Raw genomic sequence first — 19,260 nt, 5'->3', positions numbered from 1 at the left:
ACCACAGGGCTCCATTCACTAGCTTAACACCTTTTGGGGGCCCGGGTGTGAGCACCCCAATTCAAAACCGGTCAAGAGGACCGGGGCACGTCCATTCGGCACCCAAGTCCTCTGGAGGTTCCTCAGGAGGCGCGCCATTCGGCGTCACTATCGGGAATCGCTTCGGCATCGGCCAGCTCACCGTGCAGGCGCTCACCCTCGGCGGCACGGGGTTTGGCAAAGCGCGCCAGGCCGAGATACACCACCGGCGTAAGGAACAGGGTGAACAGCGCGGCCAAGCCCAGCCCGCCAAAAATGACCCAGCCGATGGCCCAGCGGGATTCCGCCCCGGGACCGGAACTGAGGATCAGCGGCAGGCCGCCGAGTACGGTCGACATCAGGGTCATGGCGATGGGGCGCAGACGTACCAGAGCAGCAGTGCGCACGGCGCTGTACACATCGTGCCCCAGATCCCGTAGCTGATCGGCAAATTCGACCAGCAGAATGCCGTTTTTGGCCATCAGACCGATCAACATCACCAGCCCGATCTGGGAATAGATATTGATGCTGGTGCCGGTAATCAAAATGGCCAGAATCGCCGCTGCAATGCCAAACGGCACCGTGACCATGACAATCAGAGCACTGGTAAAACTTTCAAACTGGGCGCATAACACCAGGAACACCACCACCAGTGCAATGATGTAGGTCAGCGCCACCTCTCGCGAAGTTTCATCGAGAGTTTGAGCCTCACCCTGAAAAATCAACCCGATGCCCCGCGGCAATGTATCGGCCGCAACGGCCCGCACATCGTCCACCGCAGTTTGAAGGGGATATTCCGAGTCCAGTTGAAACTCAATTTCAATCGACCGCCGCTGCGCATTGCGCTCCAGTTCCGCAGCGATATTTTCCTCTGTCAGGGTCACGACGCTGGACAGAGGCAGCAACTCGCCGGTACTTGAACTGATGTACAGATTCAGCAGGTCATCGGGACTGCGAATCTGACCGGTAGCGGACTCCAGAATAATGGGAATGGCTTCGTCGCCAACGCTCAGATCGACCAGATCATAACCATCAACCATTGCCCGCAAAGTAGCGGAAATATCGGCCAGCTCGACACCCAACTCGGAGGCGCGGCGTCGATCGACATTGATGGATAGCTGCGGCTTGTTGGGATCGTAGTCAAGGTCGGGATCAGAAATATGGTCGTAACGGGTTTCCACTTCCTTGATGAAGCTCTGCGCCGCCTGGTAAATCTCATCGTAGTCCGGTCCCGTCAGGGCCAACTCGATGGTTGACCCCTGACCACCGCCACCGCGAATGTTCAGACTGTTACCGGCGCCAACCCAGCTGGTCACACCGGGCAGCTCTTTCAGCTTGGGCTCAATCTCAGCGGCAATGGCCTGCTGATTCCGGCTGCGCTCGCTCCAGTCCGCCAGGGGCAGAACAAACAGGGCGCGATTCGGGTCACGCCAACCGAGAATGGAAAAGGCCAACCGGGCTTCTCCGGATGCCACAATCGGCTGAACAATTTCGCTGACCTGCCCTGCCTGGCGTTCAATGTAATCCAGACCTACGCCTTCAGGTCCATTGATACCGATGTAGATCACACCCCGGTCTTCGCTGGGCACCAGCTCTTTGGGTACCTGTGTGTAGGCATAACCGGCCAGCGCGACAATCAGCAAAGCAATACCGAAAGTGGTCCAGGCGTAACGCAACGCATGATCGACCATCCAGCTGTAGACACCAACCATCCGGTTGCCAAACCCGGTAAGCTTGTTTCGAAACGGGTGGGGCTGACCCTCTCGCTCCGGAGATATCCGCGCTGCTGCCGCGGGAACCAGTGACAGGGCGACGAAGGAGGAAATCGCAACGGCGATGGACAGAACGAAACCAAACTCCCGAAACAGCCGACCCGCGGTGCTGGGCAAAATGGCAATCGGTACAAATACCGACACCAGAACTGCCGTGGTCGCGACCACTGCGAAAAACACCTGGCGGGTCCCGAGCACGGCGGCGGCCCGCGCACCCAGGCCCTGCCCGCGACGGCGCTGAATATTTTCCAGTACCACAATGGCATCATCCACAACCAGCCCGGTGGCCAATACCAGAGCCAGCAGCGTCAGAATATTGATGGAGAAACCCAGCGCCCAGATGGCGGCCACAGTACCGATCAGTGCAATCGGAATGGCCAGGCTCGGCACCAGGGTGACCCGGAAGGAGCCAATGAACAACCAGATGGTGCCGATCACAATCGCCACCGTCAGCAATAGGCTGGTAATGACCTCTTTCACCGAACCGCGAATGAACGTGGCATTATCTTCGGTGATGGTCAGCTCAACGTCGGTCAGACGCTCGTCCAGTGGTCCGAGAATCTCGCGAATGCCATTGGAAATTTCCAGCGTGTTTGATTGGGCCTGTCGAATCACACCCATACCCACAACAGGCTGGCCGTTGAACCGCACCAGTGAATCGGCATCACGCGGGGTATAAAACACCCGGGCGATATCCCCGACTCGAGTGTTGCCCTCGACGATAATACTTCGAATATCTTCTTCCGTGGTCGCCGTCGCATCGGCCCTGACCAGCAATTCCTGATCGCTGGAGCGATAGCTACCGCTGGGCACATCGTAGGGTGCGTTGCGCAAGGCATTGGCCACATCGGTCACGCCCAATCCGAAACTGGCCAGCTTCATTGGGTCCATCACCACCCGGACGATACGATTGCGCCCCCCGAACACCTGAACATCGGCCACTCCAGTGACCGAGATCAATTCGGGAATGATGTCCCGCTCAATTCGCTGGGTCAGTTCAGTCTCGCTCAGTGAATCACTGATGGCGGCGATATTGATGATTGACTGGGCATCGGGGTCGGCCTTGACCACCGTCAGTTGTTCCACATCTTCCGGCAGTTCACGTTGCACTCGGCTGACCGCTTCGCGGACTTCAGAGGCCACATCATTCAGATCCACGCCCGCATTGAACTCGAGCGACATCCGGAAGTTGCCCTCTTCACTGTCCGAGCGGACGGAGCGCAAACCGGTCACGCGTGCCACAGCCCCCTCCACGACAGAGGTGACTTCCGCGTCCATGGTTTCTGGTGAGGCACCCGGATAATTGCCGTTGACACTGACATAGGGGTAGTCGATATTCGGAAGCTCACGCACTTCCACGGCAAGAATGGCGGCCGCGCCGGCAAGGGCAATCAGCAGGTTGATGACCAGTACCAGAATCGGGCGGCGAATACTCAGACTGGGGAGGTCATTGACTTCCTGAATGTCAGCCCGGTTTTTTTCATCGCTCACGACTCTTCTCCTTCCTCTGATTCTCCAGAGTCCCGATAGGCGCCGTCATTCTCGCCCAGTTCGGCGTTCAAGGGGCGAACGTCCATGCCCGAACGAACGATATGCACACCTTCGGTAATGATCGGGGCGCCCTCTTGCAGGTCAGTTTCAACCAACACGCCGCGTTGATTCCGTTCGATCAGATTGACCGCGACCCGCTGCGCCTTGCCATCCTCGATGGTCCATACATAGGCGCCCTCTCCGCCCCACTGAACGGACAATTCAGGTACTGACAGGTAGCGGTTGCCCTGAAGACTCAGGTTGATCCGGAAGCTCATCCCCGGTAACAGCACGTCATTGGCGTTATCGACATGGGCGCGCAACGTGAACGTCCGGCGGACTTCATCCACCCTGGACGACACATCAACAATCGTGCCGGTCGCCTGGGCGAAACGATTACTCCAAGTGGTCACTTCAATGTCCTCACCACGCTGAAGCTTACCTAACAGCAATTCGGGCAATTCAAACCGGACCAACAAGGTGCTGCGATCATCCAGGGTTGTAATAGCGGTATCGGGATCAATCCAGGCACCGGGGTCAAGGTCGGTGAGCCCGACGTAACCGCTGAATGGCGCTCGGATGGTGTGGTAATTTAAATCGACCCGGGCGCGCTCCAGCGCAATCCGGGCGCGTTCAACGGCGCTGCGGGCATCATCCAGGTCGGACTGGGTCACGCCGCCGCTCTGTACCGAGCGCTGATAGCGATCGAGCTGACGCTCGGCATCGGCCAATTCCAACTCGGCCGCCTGCACCGCCAGACGTTCGTCCCGATCGTCCAGGCGGAGCAGCACCTGCCCTTGCTCTACTTTATCCCCCGCCGAAAAATTGACCTCCACCACCTCACCAGACACCGCCGATTCAATCGTGACCGACTTGAGCGCGCGGGATGTTCCCACCGCCTCCAGCGATGTGGTTTCATAGGCGTACTCTGCCGTCGCCGTCAACACCGGCTGAGGCTTACGCTCCCCCGGCCCGCCTCTGGGACCTCCCGGCTCCTCACCGGAGTCGGAACAGGCAACGGTCACGGAGACCGCCAGAACGCCCAATAGGGCGCGACTGGCACGAGAGCAAAACATCGAAATTTTCATAAGCGTCTGATGGTTTTCAGGTCAATTAAGGTCGGGAATTCCCTGGAGGTCAGGGATACTGCTTTGTTATCACAAACGATCATTCGTAAGCATTACAGCCTACGCTAAAATCATACAAATGACGAGATAACGGGGGTTGCGGGCCGAACAGTAAATGTAAAGATTGGTTATCTCACTTAACACTCCCGTGGATATCTTTCGTAAAGGCCGTTAGCCTTGAATCAATCGACACCAACTTGGGGAGCACAACCATGGGCCTGCTAGTCAAAGGCAAGTGGCATGATCAGTGGTACGACACCGAAAAAACCGGTGGGGAATTCATTCGGGAAGACGCCCAGTTCCGCCACTGGGTGACCCGGGACGGCAGCGCCGGCCCCAGCGGTGAGGGCGGCTTCAAAGCCGAGGCGGGGCGCTATCACTTGTACGTGTCCTACGCCTGCCCCTGGGCCCATCGCACCCTGATTTTCCGCGCTCTGCTCGGGCTGGAGGACGTCATCAGCGTCTCGGTGGTGCATCCGCACATGCTGGAAAACGGCTGGGAGTTCCGGGCCGATAAAACCTTCAGCACTGAGGGCCCGGAGCCCTTATACGGTTTTGATTGTATGCATCAGGTGTACACCAAAGCACAACCGGATTACTCCGGCCGGGTGACCGTACCGGTACTCTGGGACAAGCAGCGCGAAACCATCGTCAACAACGAGTCCGCCGAAATCATCCGCATGCTCTCCAGCGGTTTCTGGGATCTGGCCAAAGCACCCCGGGATTTTTATCCGGAAGCAATGCGTTCGGAGATCGATGCGATTAACGAGAAGGTGTATCACAACATCAACAACGGGGTGTACCGCTCCGGTTTTGCCACCCGGCAAGACAAGTATGAGAAAGCCTTTCAGGCACTATTCGCCGCGTTGGATGATGTGGAAGCGTTACTGGGACAGCAGAAGTTTCTGGCCGGGGACACTCTGACCGAGGCGGACTGGCGGCTGTTCACCACCCTCGTACGATTCGATGCCGTGTATGTGGGTCATTTCAAATGCAACCGGAACCGGATTGCGGACTTCCCGAATCTGTCGAATTACCTGCGTCAGTTGTACCAGGTACCCGGGGTGAAAGAGACGGTGCATCTGGACCATATCAAGCACCATTATTATTACAGCCACGACACCATCAACCCGACCCGGATCGTGCCGGTGGGGCCGGAGTTGGGGTTGGATGCGCCGCATGATCGGGGTGAGGTGTAACAGTTCGTTGTTGATTCACGTTGGGTAACGGCGGATGCGCTTCGCTTATCCGCCCTACGCCATTTGCCGCACTATCCGTAGGGCGGATAAGCCGAAGGCGCATCCGCCGTTACCCATACATCGGTAAGGCCCGCGCAATAATCTCCTTCACCGGCACACCTTTGGGCAAATTACCGTACAACCCGTGCGGCTGCTCAATCCGGCTGGCGATGAAGGCCTCCGCCACGCGCCGATCGCCGTGGCGGAGCAACAATGATGCCTGCAAGGCCACCGCCATCGCCTCGGCCAGACTCCGCGCCCGATACTCCCGCGCCTCCGGCGCCTTGAGCGCCGCCTCCAGGTCGACCACATAGCGGTCCAGCCGGGCATCCACGCCCCGGCTGCGCTGAAACTCGCTGAACAGCGCCTCTCGGGTTTCCGGCTGCTTGTCCAATGCCCGCAGAATATCCAGACACTGCACATTGCCGCTACCCTCCCAGATGGCATTGATCGGCGCCTCCCGGTACAGGCGCGCTGTCATGAATTCGTTCATTACCCCGCTGCCACCCAGACATTCCATGGCCTCGGCGTTGTGCCCGGCCACCCGTTTGCACACCCAGTACTTCCCCAGCGCCGTCGCTAGGCGCAGAAACGCCTGCTCCTGCAGGTCCCGCCGATGGTCGAGGGCCTGAGCCAAACGCATTGCCAAGGTCACGGCGGCATCGCTTTCAATCACCAGGTCCGCCAACACATTCTGCATCAGCGGTTGCTGCACCAGCGCCCGGCCAAACGCCCGGCGATGCACACAGTGGTGAATCGCCTGCACCACCGCCTGGCGCAGGGCGGCGGCCGAGGCGACGGTGCAATCAAATCGCGTCAGGGCCACCATCTCGATGATGGTCGCCACGCCCCGCCCTTCCTGACCCAACAGCCAACCCTCGGCCCCGCGCAGCTCCACCTCACTGGAGGCATTGGAGACATTGCCGGCCTTGTCTTTCAGCCGCTGCAATAGCAGCGCATTCTTGCCGCCCTCGGAGCGCCAGCGGGGCACCAGAAAACAGGACAGGCCCGCATCGGTCTGCGCCAGCGTCAGAAAACCATCGGAGTTGGGAGCAGACATGAAAAACTTGTGGCCGGTCAACCGATAATGATCCCCCTGGGCCCGCGCCCGGGTGGTATTGGCGCGCACATCCGAGCCACCCTGTTTTTCGGTCATGGCCATGCCCAGGGTCAGCCCGGCTTTCTCGCTGAAATGCCGATTGCTGCCGTCGTACTCCCCGGACAACAACTTGGGCACCCAGGTCGCTGGCAGGCCCTCCTGGGCTTTCAGCACCGGGATACCCGCAAAGGTCATGGTGATCGGGCAACCGTGACCCTGCTCCAATTGCGTCTGCAGATAGACGCTGGCGGCCCGGGCTGCATGGGCGCCGGGCTGGGGGTTCTGCCAGGGACTCGCGTGCAGGCCCTCGGCAATGGCCTTGCCCATCAACCGGTGATAGCTCGGGTGATAGTCCACCCAGTCGAGCCGATGGCCCCAGCGATCGTGGGTACGCAGTTCGGGCGGATGGGCATTGGCGTCAAAACCACATTGAATCCACCCCGGATCACCCAGTGCCCGCCCCTGCTCATGCAGCGCGGCTTCGGCCCACCCCGCCCCACCGGTTTTGATCAACTCCTGCAGCGCCACATCCTCCCGGTAGGCGTCATAGCCTTCCAACGGCGGCGGCACGTTGAACACTTCGTGGGTCTCTGTCTGGGAATCGCGCGAGTGGGGCTCGCTCATGGTCACCTCCCGGTAGGCCGGTGGGTCTGGAAGCTGTATAATCGCGGGTTTCACGCCAGCCCGTCATACACGAAGCTTAGTACAGGTTACCGCATGTCTTTGGAAAAAACGTACAACCCCCACGCCATCGAGCGCGAGTGGTATCAGACCTGGGAAGATCGAGGTTACTTCAAGCCCCAGGGCGGAGATGACCCCTACTGCATCATGATTCCGCCGCCGAACGTGACCGGCAGCCTGCATATGGGCCATGGCTTCAACAACGCGGTGATGGACGCGATGATCCGCTATCACCGAATGAAGGGCGACGACACCCTGTGGCAGATGGGCACCGACCACGCCGGCATCGCCACCCAGATGGTGGTGGAGCGGCAACTGGCTGCCGAAGGTCAGGACCGGCACGATCTGGGCCGGGAAAAATTCCTGGAGAAAGTCTGGGAGTGGAAGGCCGAGTCTGGCGGCAACATCACCCGCCAGCTGCGCCGTCTGGGCTCCTCTCTGGATTGGAGCCGCGAGCGCTTCACCATGGATGAGGGCCTGTCCAAAGCCGTTCAGGAAGCGTTTGTGCGCCTGTACGAAGATGGCCTGATTTACCGCGGCAAGCGCCTGGTGAACTGGGACCCGAAACTGCACACCGCCATTTCCGATCTCGAAGTGGAAAACCACGATGAGAAAGGCTTTTTCTGGCACATGCGCTACCCGCTCGCCGACGGCGAAAAAACGGCCGATGGCAAAGACCACCTGGTGGTGGCCACCACCCGCCCAGAAACCATGCTGGGCGATTCGGCCGTGGCCGTGCACCCGGAAGACCAGCGCTACGCCTCACTGGTAGGGAAGTTCATTGAGCTGCCCCTGGTCGGCCGCCGCATTCCGATTATTGCCGATGACTATGTGGATCAGGATTTTGGCACCGGCTGCGTGAAGATCACTCCAGCCCACGACTTCAATGATTACGAAGTGGGCAAACGTCACGACCTGCCCCTGATCAATGTGCTGGATAAAGACGCGGCCATTCTGGGCACCGCTCAGGTATTCAACTATGCCGGTCAGTCTCGCACCGACATCGATACCGGCCTGCCCTCAGAGCTGGCAGGCAAAGATCGCTATGCCGCGCGCGAAGCGATTGTCGAAGCCCTGCAGGCCTCCGACCTGATGGACAAGATCGAAGACCACGCCCTGAAGCAGCCCCGCGGCGACCGCTCCGGTGTAGTGGTGGAACCCTGGCTCACCGACCAGTGGTATGTGAGCACCAAGCCCCTGGCCGAGCCCGCCATTGAGGCGGTGGAAGACGGCCGCATTCAATTTGTGCCCAAACAGTACGAGAACATGTACTTCTCCTGGATGCGCGACATTCAGGACTGGTGCATCAGCCGACAGCTCTGGTGGGGCCATCGGATTCCGGCCTGGTACGACGAGAACGGACAGGTCTACGTAGGCCGCAACGAGGCGGAAATCCGTAGCAAGTACGACTTGCCCCAGAGCGTCAAGCTGGAGCAGGACGAAGACGTACTGGATACCTGGTTCAGCTCAGGCCTGTGGACCTTCTCCACCCTGGGCTGGCCGGAACAGACCGACTTCCTGAAGAAATTCCACCCGACCGACCTGCTGGTCACCGGGTTCGACATCATTTTCTTCTGGGTGGCGCGCATGATCATGCTGACCATGCACCTGATCAAAGATGAAAACGGTAAGCCGCAGGTGCCGTTCGAAACCGTCTACGTGCACGGTCTGGTACGCGACAGTTACGGTCAGAAAATGTCCAAGTCCAAAGGCAACGTGCTGGACCCGCTGGACATCATCGACGGCATTGATCTCGAAAGCCTGGTGGCCAAGCGCACCAAAGGCCTGATGCGCCCGAAAGACGCCCAGAAAATTGAAAAGCAGACCCGCAAAGAATTCCCGGACGGTATTGCCGCCTATGGCACCGACGCCCTGCGTTTTACCTTCTGCTCCCTGGCCTCCACCGGGCGTGACATCAAGTTCGATATGGGCCGGGTGGAAGGCTACCGCAACTTCTGCAACAAAATCTGGAACGCCACCCGCTATGTGCTGATGCAGTGCGAAGGCGAAGACTGCGGTCAGGACGGCGGTGACGTCGCCCTGTCTCTGGCGGACCGGTGGATCATTTCCCGCCTGCAGAACGCCGAGCAAACCGTCACCGAGGCACTGAACACCTACCGCCTCGATCTGGCAGCCCAGGCCCTGTACGAGTTCATCTGGAACGAGTACTGCGACTGGTATCTGGAGCTGTCCAAGCCGGTCCTGTGGGACGAGAATGCCACCGCCGAACAGAAACGCGGCACCCGCCGCACCCTGATCCGCGTGCTGGAAACCACCCTGCGTCTGGCACACCCGCTGATGCCATTCATCACCGAAGAAATCTGGCAGAAGATCAAAGACCTGTCCGGTGCCCAGGGCGAGACCATCATGCTCGCGCCCTACCCCGTCGCTGATGAGAGCAAAATCGATGCGGACGCCTCAGCGGATATCGAATGGCTGAAGGCGGTGATTCTGGGTGTGCGTAACATACGCGGGGAAATGAACATTTCCCCGGCGAAAAAACTGCCGCTGTTTTTCTACAACGGCTCCGATCAGGATCAGCGCCGCCTGAACGACAACCGCCAGTACCTGATCAAACTCGCCGCCCTGGAAGACGTCACCTGGCTGAACCCGGGGGACGAAGCCCCGGTGTCCGCCACAGCACTGGCGGGTAATCTTGAGCTGCTGGTACCCATGGCCGGCCTGATCGACAAGGATGCCGAGCTTGAGCGGTTGAGCAAAGAAACCGTGAAGCTGGAAAAAGACATCCAGAAAACCGAAGGCAAGCTGGGCAATGCAAGCTTTGTCGACAAGGCGCCTAAAGAAGTGGTCGATAAAGAGCGCGATCGGTTGGACGGGTTGAAATCCGCGTTGAGTAAGTTGCAGGAGCAGGTACGTCGAATCGAGAGTCTCTGATAATTTTCCTCGACTTTGCGTAGGGCGGATAAGCGAAGCGCATCCGCCGTAAATACCCGTGACATTATCGATTAACGCAACCTTTGGGAACGGCGGATGCGCGCTTCGCGCTTATCCGCCCTACGCCACCTATCGTTCGCCGGCACGGATATCAACCACGCCTTTCCCACCCCAATCCTCGGGATAAACACCTTCCTTCACCGATCGGTGAAAGGTTGAATACGGCCAATCCTTCACCGCATTCACCCAACCATGTTTGACCGGATTGTAATGCACGTAATCCATATGATTGCGAAAATCCTGCTCGCTGGTGATGGCGTGCTCCCAAAATCGCTGCTGACAGATTGTGGCATCTCGGGCCAATCCCTCCATCGCAATCACCGTTTTTGAAAACACTTTCTTGATCTCCCGCCAGCGGCCAGAGTAGTCGGTATCGTATTGCGGTAAGGTCCATATTGCATGCAGGTGATCCGGCAGGACGCACCAGGCATCGATGGTAAGGGGGCGCGCTTGATGCACCCGACGCACGGCGTCGCGGAGGGTATCGATATAGCGAGTCAAAAAATCGGATTGCCGATCTTGCAAGGTTACCGTGAAAAAATATGTGCCACCGGGAATGTAAGTGCGTCGGTAGTTGGGCATGGCGGGCTCCAGTCCTTGGATAATGTCGCACAAAGGGTATCCAATAGGACGAACGGAGCCAAGCCGATAGCGGCATCAAGCGACAATGTGGCTTATGACTGAGAGGTCGATCAAAGTTTTGGGGCGATTCCGGCGGACGCATTTGGGTTAGGTTACGGCGGATGCGGGCTGTGCCCTTATCCGCCCTACGGCCGAGCGCAGCGGTATAAATCCGCGTAGGGCGGATAAGCGCCGCTAGGCGCGCATCCGCCGTTGCCTTGGGCAGGGATATACCAGGGCACATCCATGTGCCCTGTCCCTGCGGCACGCCTTCGGCGGTACTGATCGTTCCGGATCTGCGGCCGGGTCGGGATAGACCGAGGCGTATGGCGGAGAGGGAGGGATTCACTCGGGCCATCCATGGCCCTCGCCCTTCGGGCGGCTTCGCCGTCCCAATTTGATCCCGTCAAATTGGTCGAACCCGGCGAGGCTTCTCACCCTTCCCTTTCAGCCATAAAAAAACCGCCCCCTGTCGGGGACGGTTTCTGTATGGCGGAGAGGGAGGGATTCGAACCCTCGATACCGGATTAGGGTATACTCCCTTAGCAGGGGAGCGCCTTCAGCCACTCGGCCACCTCTCCAAAACAATTTGTCACCTGCCTCTCGACAAGTGCGGCGCATCATACCATATCTCACGAAAAATCAAAGGGTTGAGAGTGGTTGGATGCAAAAAAGTGCGATCAAAATCGCGTCTGGTCAGAACTTGACCGGAATTTCCAGAGGGAAGAGCGGCTCGGGAGGTGGTTGATTACGCTCCCGAGGCCCGTCGACGAGCCTGGGATCAATCCAGTTGCTCATCCTGGTTCTGCTTCTCACGCTGAATGCGCTGGTAAATCTCTTCGCGGTGAACGGCGATATCCTTGGGTGCATTCACACCGATACGGACCTGATTGCCCTTCACGCCAAGTACGGTGACGGTCACTTCATCACCAACCATCAATGTTTCGCCAATACGGCGGGTCAAAATCAACATAATAAATCTCCTTCACTCATCCTGTAAGAACACGGCGTAGACTCCATCGTCCGATGCCGCTTCTCGGCTAACCCCGATCGCCAATGGGCGTCAAACTACAAACCCCCTTGAAGTATTGACCATAGTTGGCGATTAGGACAAACATTTTCCACCCTTTTATGTGCATTGTTCTCCCTGCTTACATTAACGCGCGCTAACTGTACCAGATTTATTGAGCGATCGCTAACCAACCGCCCCAATCCGGAGTATGCGCCTGTTAACCCCGGTCCCGGCTTTCCTCGGGCTCTTTATCGAGTCCGAAGGCCGTGTGCAGGCAGCGAACCGCCAGTTCCAGGTAACGCTCTTCGATGATCACGGAGATTTTGATTTCCGAGGTGGTGATCATCTGAATATTGATGTTCTCTTCGGCCAGGGCGTTGAACATGGTGGAGGCCACCCCGGCATGGGAGCGCATTCCAACTCCGACAATGGACACCTTGGCGACCCGGTCATCCCCGCGTACTTCCCGGGCGCCGATGGACTGGGCCACGGTTTCCAGGACACCGACGGTCTTTTTCAGATCGCCTTTGTTGACGGTAAAGGTCAGGTCTGTGGTGTTGTCGGCACCCACGTTCTGGACAATCACGTCCACTTCAATATTGGCAGCACCCACCGGACCCAGGATACGGGCGGCAACGCCCGGCGTGTCCGGCACACCAGCAAGAGTCACTTTTGCCTCATCGCGGTTGAACGCGATGCCCGAGACAATGGGTTGTTCCATAGTGTCATCTTCCTCATCGAGTGTAATCAGGGTGCCCGGGCCTTCCTGGAAGCTCGACAACACCCGTAACGGAACTTTGTACTTGCCGGCGAATTCAACCGACCGGATCTGCAGCACCTTGGAACCCAGACTGGCCATTTCCAGCATTTCTTCGAAGGTGATCCGGTCCAGCCGTCGGGCACGCTCTACCACTCGTGGGTCGGTGGTGTATACGCCGTCCACGTCGGTATAGATCTGGCACTCATCGGCTTTCAACGCCGCCGCCAGGGCCACGCCGGTGGTATCTGAGCCACCCCGTCCAAGGGTGGTGATATTGCCCTGCTCGTCTACACCCTGGAACCCGGCGACCACCACCACACGCCCGGCCTCAAGGTCGGCGCGCATGTTGGCTTCATCAATGGCCTGGATGCGGGCTTTGGTGTGGGCATTGTCGGTCAGGATACGCACCTGTCCACCGGTGTAGGACCGGGCATCGTAGCCGCGCTTTTTCAGCGCCATCGACAGCAGGGCAATGGTGACCTGTTCACCGGTCGACACCAGCACGTCCAATTCGCGCGGGTCGGGGTTGTCCTGTATCTGCTGAGCCAAGGCAATCAGGCGGTTGGTCTCGCCGCTCATCGCGGACAGCACCACCACCATATCGTGGCCCTGGTCACGAAATTTCGCCACCTTGTCAGCCACGGCTTCAATCCGCTCGACGGTGCCCACGGAGGTGCCGCCGTATTTCTGTACGAACAAACTCATGCCCGAACGCTTCCTCGACCAGTACGCCGGAGAACCGGCTCAGTTGCAACATTGCGCGCCATGCGCGGCCCGCTATTAAAGCGTAAATCGCGCGTTAGCGAAATAGTTTTTCAGGCCCGTAAAAGCCTTTTTTAGCGGTTTGGTTACGGCGGATGCGGTTCGCCGTACGAGATTTTGGCACGTTGGGTTACGGCGGATGCGCCTTCGGCTTATCCGCCCTACGCGACCTGCCGTGCTATGCGTAGGGGCCGAGCGCAGCGGTAGGACACGCATCCGCCGTAACCGACCCGAAAAGCGTTATGCGAGTTGGGCTTTGACCCACTCGGGGACGGCGCTCAGGGCGCTGTCCAGCCCGCTGGGATCAGTGCCACCGCCCTGGGCCATATCCGGGCGGCCACCGCCTTTGCCGCCTACCTTTGTGGCCACTTCACGCATCAGATCGCCGGCTTTGATCCGGTCAGTCAGATCCTTGGTCACCCCGGCAACCAATGAGACTTTCTCACCCTCTACCGCCGCGACCAGCAATACGCCACTGCCAAGCTTGTTTTTCAGCTGATCGGCGCTCTCGCGCAGGGATTTGCTGTCGGCCCCCTCCAGCTTGACCGCCAGTACCTTGACCCCGGCGACCTCCTGAACCTGGTCCAGCAGGCTGCCGCTGCCCGCAGTGGCCAGCTTGGCCTTGAGCGCGCTCAGTTCCTTTTCCAGCTTGCGGTTCTGGGCCAGCAGTTGCTCGACCTTCTCCGGCACCTGCGGACGGCGGGTCTTCAGGGCCTGAGCGGTGCGGTCGGCAAGTGCCTCAACCTCATCAAACAGCGCCAGAGCGCCCGCTCCGGTCACCGCCTCGATGCGACGAACACCCGCCGCCACGCCGGATTCAGAGGTGATCCGAAACAGGCCGATGTCGCCAGTGCGGCGCACGTGGGTACCGCCGCAGAGTTCCACCGAGAACCCATCCCCCATGGTCAGCACGCGCACCTGGTCACCGTACTTTTCACCGAACAGCATCATGGCACCTTTGGTCTTGGCGCTGTCGATATCCATCTCTTCGACCTCAACATCGGTGTTGGCGCGAATCTGTTCGTTGACCAGCGCTTCAATCGCCTTGATCTCTTCGGGCTTGAGCGCCTCGAAGTGGGAGAAGTCAAAACGCAGACGCTCGGAATCCACCAGTGACCCTTTCTGGGTCACGTGCTCGCCCAGCACTTCACGAAGCGCCGCGTGCATCAGGTGGGTTGCCGAGTGATTCAGGGCGGTGGCCGAACGTACATTGCCGTCGACCCGGGCCGACAGCGTATCGCCCACCGCCAGACGGCCGTGCAATACCCGGCCAATGTGCAGATGGCTGCTCCCCTGCTTGTTGCAGTCACGCACCTCAAAGCGCAGACCACCGTCGGCTTCCAGGTAGCCGGTATCGCCCACCTGACCACCGGACTCGGCGTAAAACGGCGTGCGATCGAGCACCACGGCGCCCTCATCGCCCTCTTCCAGTTGGTCCACGAGCTGGCCGTCTTTCAGCAACGCCTGGATCTTGCCCTGCTCCGCAAGCTGGGTATAGCCCAGGAACTCGGTGGCCGGCAGGTCCAGCCCGGCCGAGGTGTAATCCACCTTGAAGCTGCCGGCCGCGCGGGCCCGGGCGCGCTGGGCGTCCATGGCCTGCTCGTAACCGGGCATATCCAGCGTCAGACCACGCTCGCGCGCAATGTCCGCGGTCAGGTCGACAGGGAAACCGTAAGTGTCGTACAGAGTAAATACGATATCGCCGGGAATCTCGGTGCCACTCAGATCTTCCAGCGCCCCTTCGAGGACCACCATCCCCTTATCCAGGGTTTTGGCGAACTGCTCCTCTTCCAACAGCAGCACCTTTTCGATCTGTGCCCGTTGCTGGCGCAGCTCCGGATAGGCATCACCCATCACCTCGGCCAGCGCGACCACCAACTGGTGGAAAAACGGTTGGGTCTGGCCCAGTTGGTGACCGTGGCGCACGGCGCGGCGAATGATGCGGCGCAGCACATAACCGCGCCCTTCATTGGAGGGCAGCACCCCATCGCTGATCAGAAACGCACAGGAACGGATATGGTCGGCAATCACCCGCAGTGACTTGTTTTCCATATCCGTGGCACCCGTCGCGTCGGCCGCGGCTTTGAGCAGGTGCTGGAACAGATCGATGTCGTAGTTGTTGTGCACGCCCTGCATGACCGCGGCAATCCGCTCCAGGCCCATGCCGGTATCGATGGAGGGGTTGGGCAGCGGCTTCAACTCGCCATTGCTGTGGCGCTCATACTGCATGAACACCAGGTTCCAGATCTCGATGTACCGGTCCAGATCATCATTCTCGCTGCCGGGTGGGCCACCAGGCACATCCGGGCCGTGGTCATAAAAGATTTCCGAGCTGGGACCACAGGGGCCGGTGTCCCCCATCTGCCAGAAGTTGTCTTCATCCAGGCGGGAGAAGCGCTCGGGGCTGACCCCCACCTCCTTCTGCCAGATATCGGCCGCTTCATCGTCGCTGATATGGACGGTCACCCACAACCGCTCTTCGGGCAGTTTGAGTACATCGGTCAGAAACTCCCAGGCGAACTTGATCGCGTCGCGCTTGAAGTAGTCTCCAAAGCTGAAATTGCCCAGCATCTCAAAGAACGTGTGGTGGCGGGCGGTATAGCCGACATTTTCGAGGTCGTTGTGCTTGCCCCCGGCACGCACACAACGCTGGGAACTGGCCGCACGGCGGTAATCCCGGTGTTCTTCGCCGAGGAATACGTCCTTGAACTGGACCATACCGGCATTGGTGAACAGGAGGGTCGGGTCATTACCCGGAATCAGGGAGCTGCTGGGGACAACGGTGTGCCCCTGCTGCTCAAAGTACTTCAAGAAGGCGTCGCGAATTTCTGCGCTTTTCATAGCGTATCCGTGGTTATCGAGATCAAAATGGGGCGATTCAGGGGCGGTCGAGCTGTTCCCGCTCTTCCTGGGTCAACTGGCGCGCTTCGCTCTCCAGCATCACCGGGATGCCATCGCGAATAGGGTAAGCCAAGTGGCTGGCTCGGCACACCAGCTCCTGCTTTTCAGCGTCGTACTCCAGTGGAGCCTTGCTCACCGGGCAGACCAGTAGACTGAGCAGTTTTTTGTCGATCATAGCGCCCCTCGGGGAATGAGGTAAAAGCCGCTATCTTACACCGGGGCGCGACTCCAACGCTACTGAGCGGCCCCGCAAATCAGTTGCTGGCCACGTCCTCGGGCATCGGCCCTACCAGGGTGGTCGGGTCGACCCGTCGATCGAACCAGTTCATGCGCCAGTCCAGATGTGGGCCGGTGGCCCTTCCTGTCGCACCGACTTCGGCGATGGTATCCCCCTGACCGACTTCCTCCCCCTCTTTCACCAGAATTCGGTGCAGGTGAATGAAGGTGGACGACAGACCGTGCCCATGGTCGACAATCAGGGTGCCGCCGGAGAAAAACATATCGTCGTGCACCAGGGTGACCACACCCGGCGCCGGGGATGCCACCGGGGTGCCCTGCGGCGCGGCAATATCCACCCCGTAATGGGGAGAGCGCGGCTCGCCGTTATAAAACCGCTGACTGCCGTAAACGCCGGTAATGATCCCGACCAGTGGCCACTGGAAAGACTGCGTAAAATCGGTACGCGCCAGATCATGCTGGCGAGCCTTCCAGGCGAGAGCCGCTTCGGCCCGGGCGCGCTTGACCTGCTCCGGGTCCGGAGTCACTGTACTCTGTGGAACACCCTCAATGCGCTGGATATTGTAATCCCGGGCTTTGACGGGGAATTCAAAGTGCTCGGGCTCCCCTGCCGGGGGTATCAGGGTCAGCTTGGCGGGCGACTCGGCATCCCGGTCGAGACCAATCACAAATTGGCCGTCGTCGGCAATCCGCACAGTGCGATCCCCCAGTTTCAGCTCGCTACCCGGTGTCACCGCGCCACGAATGACGGCGCCCTGCTGCCAGTCGCCGTGGTGAATTTCGAGGGCCTGGGCCGAGAGGGCCCAAAGCAGAGCAAACGGGAATGCGGTGAAATTTCTGAGCATGTAATGCCTCTGACATCATCAATGGATCATTTAATGAGCAGGTTAGCACGAACTTAAGTGATTGGGGCAACCACGTGATGCGGGGATGGGGTGCTGTGGGAGCGGCGGATGCGCTTCGCTTATCCGCCCTACGGGTACTGCCGTGCCATCCGTAGGGCGGATAAGCTGAAGGCGCATCCGCCGTTAACGAAAACGGCAGCCTCAGGGCTGCCGTTTTCGTTTCATACCATGACTGAGGATTGAGCTTACTGCTCGCCCACCCGCAATATTTTCATGGTGTTGGTGCCGCCCAACTGGTTGGAGTCACCGTTGGTGACAATCACCAGATCACCGTCACTCAGCACACCCTTGCTTTTCAGGATCTCGATCGCGCGCATATGATCCTGATGGCCCGGTGCCGAGCTGTCGGTTTCGAACGGTACCGGCTGGACACCGCGATACAGCGCCACGCGACGCTGGGTATCGATCCGTCCGGAGAAGGCGAAAATCGGCAACTGAGAACCAATGCGGGACATCAGACGCGGGGTCGCACCGGACTCGGTCAGCGAGATGATCGCCTTCACACCGCTGAGGTGGTTGGCGGTGTACATCGACGCCATGGCGATGGACTCGTCAATGGTCTGGAACTTCTGCTCCACCCGGTAGGTGCTCTGGCTGGCGCTCGGGTGCTTTTCAGCCCCCAGGATGATGCGCACCATGGCCTTGATGGTCTCTTCCGGGAAGTCGCCAGCGGCGGTTTCCGCGGACAGCATCACCGCATCGGTGCCATCAAGCACGGCGTTCGCCACGTCGAACACTTCGGCGCGGGTCGGCATCGGGTTCTTGATCATGGACTCCATCATTTGGGTCGCGGTGATCACCACCTTGTTCAGGGCACGGGAGCGCTCGATGATGCGCTTCTGTACACCAATCAGGGATTCATCACCGATCTCCACACCCAGGTCACCACGGGCGACCATGACCGCATCACTGGCTTCAATGATAGCGTCCAGGGTTTCGTCATCCGCAACCGCTTCAGCACGTTCAACTTTGGCTACCAGACCCGCACGCTCGCCACCGGCGGCCCGCATCAACTCGCGAGCCTTGTTCATGTCGTCTGCACTGCGCGGGAAAGACACGGCCAGATAGTCGACGTCGATATCCGCCGCGGTTTTGATGTCGGCCAGATCTTTTTCGGTCAGAGCCGGAGCCGACAGGCCACCGCCTTGACGGTTGATGCCCTTGTTGTTGGACAGCGGACCGGCAATACGGGTCACGCAGTACACGCGGTTGCCTTCAATTTTCTCCACTTCCAGCACCACGCGGCCATCGTCCAGCAGCAGGTTATCGCCCGGCTTACAGTCGCCTGGCAGCTCCTTGTAGTCGATACCAACCTGGTTCTGGTCTCCCTCGTCACGGCCGAGGTCCGCATCCAGAACAAACTTGTCACCAAGCTTGAGCTCGATTTTCTTGTCCTTGAAGCGTGAAATACGGATCTTCGGACCCTGCAGGTCGCCCAACACGGCCACAAAACGGTCGTGCTTGGCGGCGATGGCGCGCACGTTTTCCGCGCGCTGTTTGTGCTCTTCCGGCGACCCGTGGGAGAAGTTCAGGCGAACGACGTTCACGCCCGCCAGAATCAGTTTTTCCAGCATTTCCGGAGCTTCAGAGGCGGGCCCCAGGGTGCTGACAATTTTGGTACGTCTTAACATAACTCTCTCTC

12 protein-coding genes and 1 tRNA gene are annotated in these 19,260 nt (G+C 59.4%); 2 read left to right on the top strand and 11 right to left on the bottom strand.

Going from position 1 to position 19,260, the window contains the following annotated elements:
- Positions 1 to 122: 122 nt before the first annotated feature.
- Positions 123 to 3,281 (bottom strand): efflux RND transporter permease subunit, encoded by a 3,159-nt coding sequence (locus EDC38_RS01685; protein WP_123637056.1) that lies wholly within the window; start codon positions 3,279 to 3,281, stop codon positions 123 to 125.
- Positions 3,278 to 4,396, bottom strand: a complete 1,119-nt coding sequence (locus EDC38_RS01680) for an efflux RND transporter periplasmic adaptor subunit (protein ID WP_170162831.1) — start codon at positions 4,394 to 4,396, stop codon at positions 3,278 to 3,280. The genes EDC38_RS01685 and EDC38_RS01680 overlap by 4 nt, the downstream gene beginning before the upstream one ends.
- Before the next feature lie 263 nt (positions 4,397 to 4,659).
- On the opposite strand from EDC38_RS01680, the gene EDC38_RS01675 reads away from it, so the two are divergent.
- Complete coding sequence (locus EDC38_RS01675) at positions 4,660 to 5,646, top strand: glutathione S-transferase family protein (protein ID WP_123637054.1); 987 nt, start codon at positions 4,660 to 4,662, stop codon at positions 5,644 to 5,646.
- A 109-nt stretch (positions 5,647 to 5,755) separates the two neighbouring features.
- Here the strand turns inward: EDC38_RS01675 and EDC38_RS01670 are convergent, their stop codons facing one another.
- Positions 5,756 to 7,408, bottom strand: coding sequence for an acyl-CoA dehydrogenase family protein (locus tag EDC38_RS01670; RefSeq protein WP_123637053.1), 1,653 nt, complete (start codon positions 7,406 to 7,408; stop codon positions 5,756 to 5,758).
- 99 nt (positions 7,409 to 7,507) lie between these two features.
- On the opposite strand from EDC38_RS01670, the gene EDC38_RS01665 reads away from it, so the two are divergent.
- On the top strand, positions 7,508 to 10,360 hold the full coding sequence (locus tag EDC38_RS01665) for a valine--tRNA ligase (protein ID WP_123638819.1): 2,853 nt from the start codon (positions 7,508 to 7,510) through the stop codon (positions 10,358 to 10,360).
- 129 nt (positions 10,361 to 10,489) lie between these two features.
- Here the strand turns inward: EDC38_RS01665 and EDC38_RS01660 are convergent, their stop codons facing one another.
- From EDC38_RS01660 to pyk, 8 genes are all read right to left on the bottom strand, one after another.
- Positions 10,490 to 11,002, bottom strand: a complete 513-nt coding sequence (locus tag EDC38_RS01660; RefSeq protein ID WP_123637052.1) for an REP-associated tyrosine transposase — start codon at positions 11,000 to 11,002, stop codon at positions 10,490 to 10,492.
- Positions 11,003 to 11,531: 529 nt separating this feature from the next.
- A tRNA-Ser gene (locus EDC38_RS01655) sits at positions 11,532 to 11,622 on the bottom strand.
- 200 nt (positions 11,623 to 11,822) lie between these two features.
- Entirely contained in the window at positions 11,823 to 12,014 is a 192-nt protein-coding gene (gene csrA / locus EDC38_RS01650) for a carbon storage regulator CsrA (RefSeq protein ID WP_024459782.1), read from the bottom strand.
- Positions 12,015 to 12,270: 256 nt separating this feature from the next.
- On the bottom strand, positions 12,271 to 13,518 hold the full coding sequence (locus EDC38_RS01645) for an aspartate kinase (protein WP_123637051.1): 1,248 nt from the start codon (positions 13,516 to 13,518) through the stop codon (positions 12,271 to 12,273).
- A 297-nt stretch (positions 13,519 to 13,815) separates the two neighbouring features.
- Positions 13,816 to 16,416: an alanine--tRNA ligase gene (alaS, locus tag EDC38_RS01640; protein ID WP_123637050.1), complete on the bottom strand. Its 2,601-nt coding sequence runs from the start codon at positions 16,414 to 16,416 to the stop codon at positions 13,816 to 13,818.
- 37 nt (positions 16,417 to 16,453) lie between these two features.
- Positions 16,454 to 16,651: a Trm112 family protein gene (locus EDC38_RS01635; RefSeq protein ID WP_024459779.1), complete on the bottom strand. Its 198-nt coding sequence runs from the start codon at positions 16,649 to 16,651 to the stop codon at positions 16,454 to 16,456.
- A 79-nt stretch (positions 16,652 to 16,730) separates the two neighbouring features.
- Complete coding sequence (locus tag EDC38_RS01630) at positions 16,731 to 17,558, bottom strand: M23 family metallopeptidase (RefSeq protein WP_123637049.1); 828 nt, start codon at positions 17,556 to 17,558, stop codon at positions 16,731 to 16,733.
- A 245-nt stretch (positions 17,559 to 17,803) separates the two neighbouring features.
- Complete coding sequence (gene pyk / locus EDC38_RS01625) at positions 17,804 to 19,249, bottom strand: pyruvate kinase (protein ID WP_123637048.1); 1,446 nt, start codon at positions 19,247 to 19,249, stop codon at positions 17,804 to 17,806.
- Between the last annotated feature and the right edge of the window lie 11 nt (positions 19,250 to 19,260).

Origin of the sequence: Marinimicrobium koreense (assembly GCF_003762925.1) — a bacterium.
GTDB lineage: Bacteria > Pseudomonadota > Gammaproteobacteria > Pseudomonadales > Cellvibrionaceae > Marinimicrobium > Marinimicrobium koreense.
Note: the sequence above shows the minus strand (reverse complement) of the source record. Positions and strands in the feature narration are given on the sequence as shown.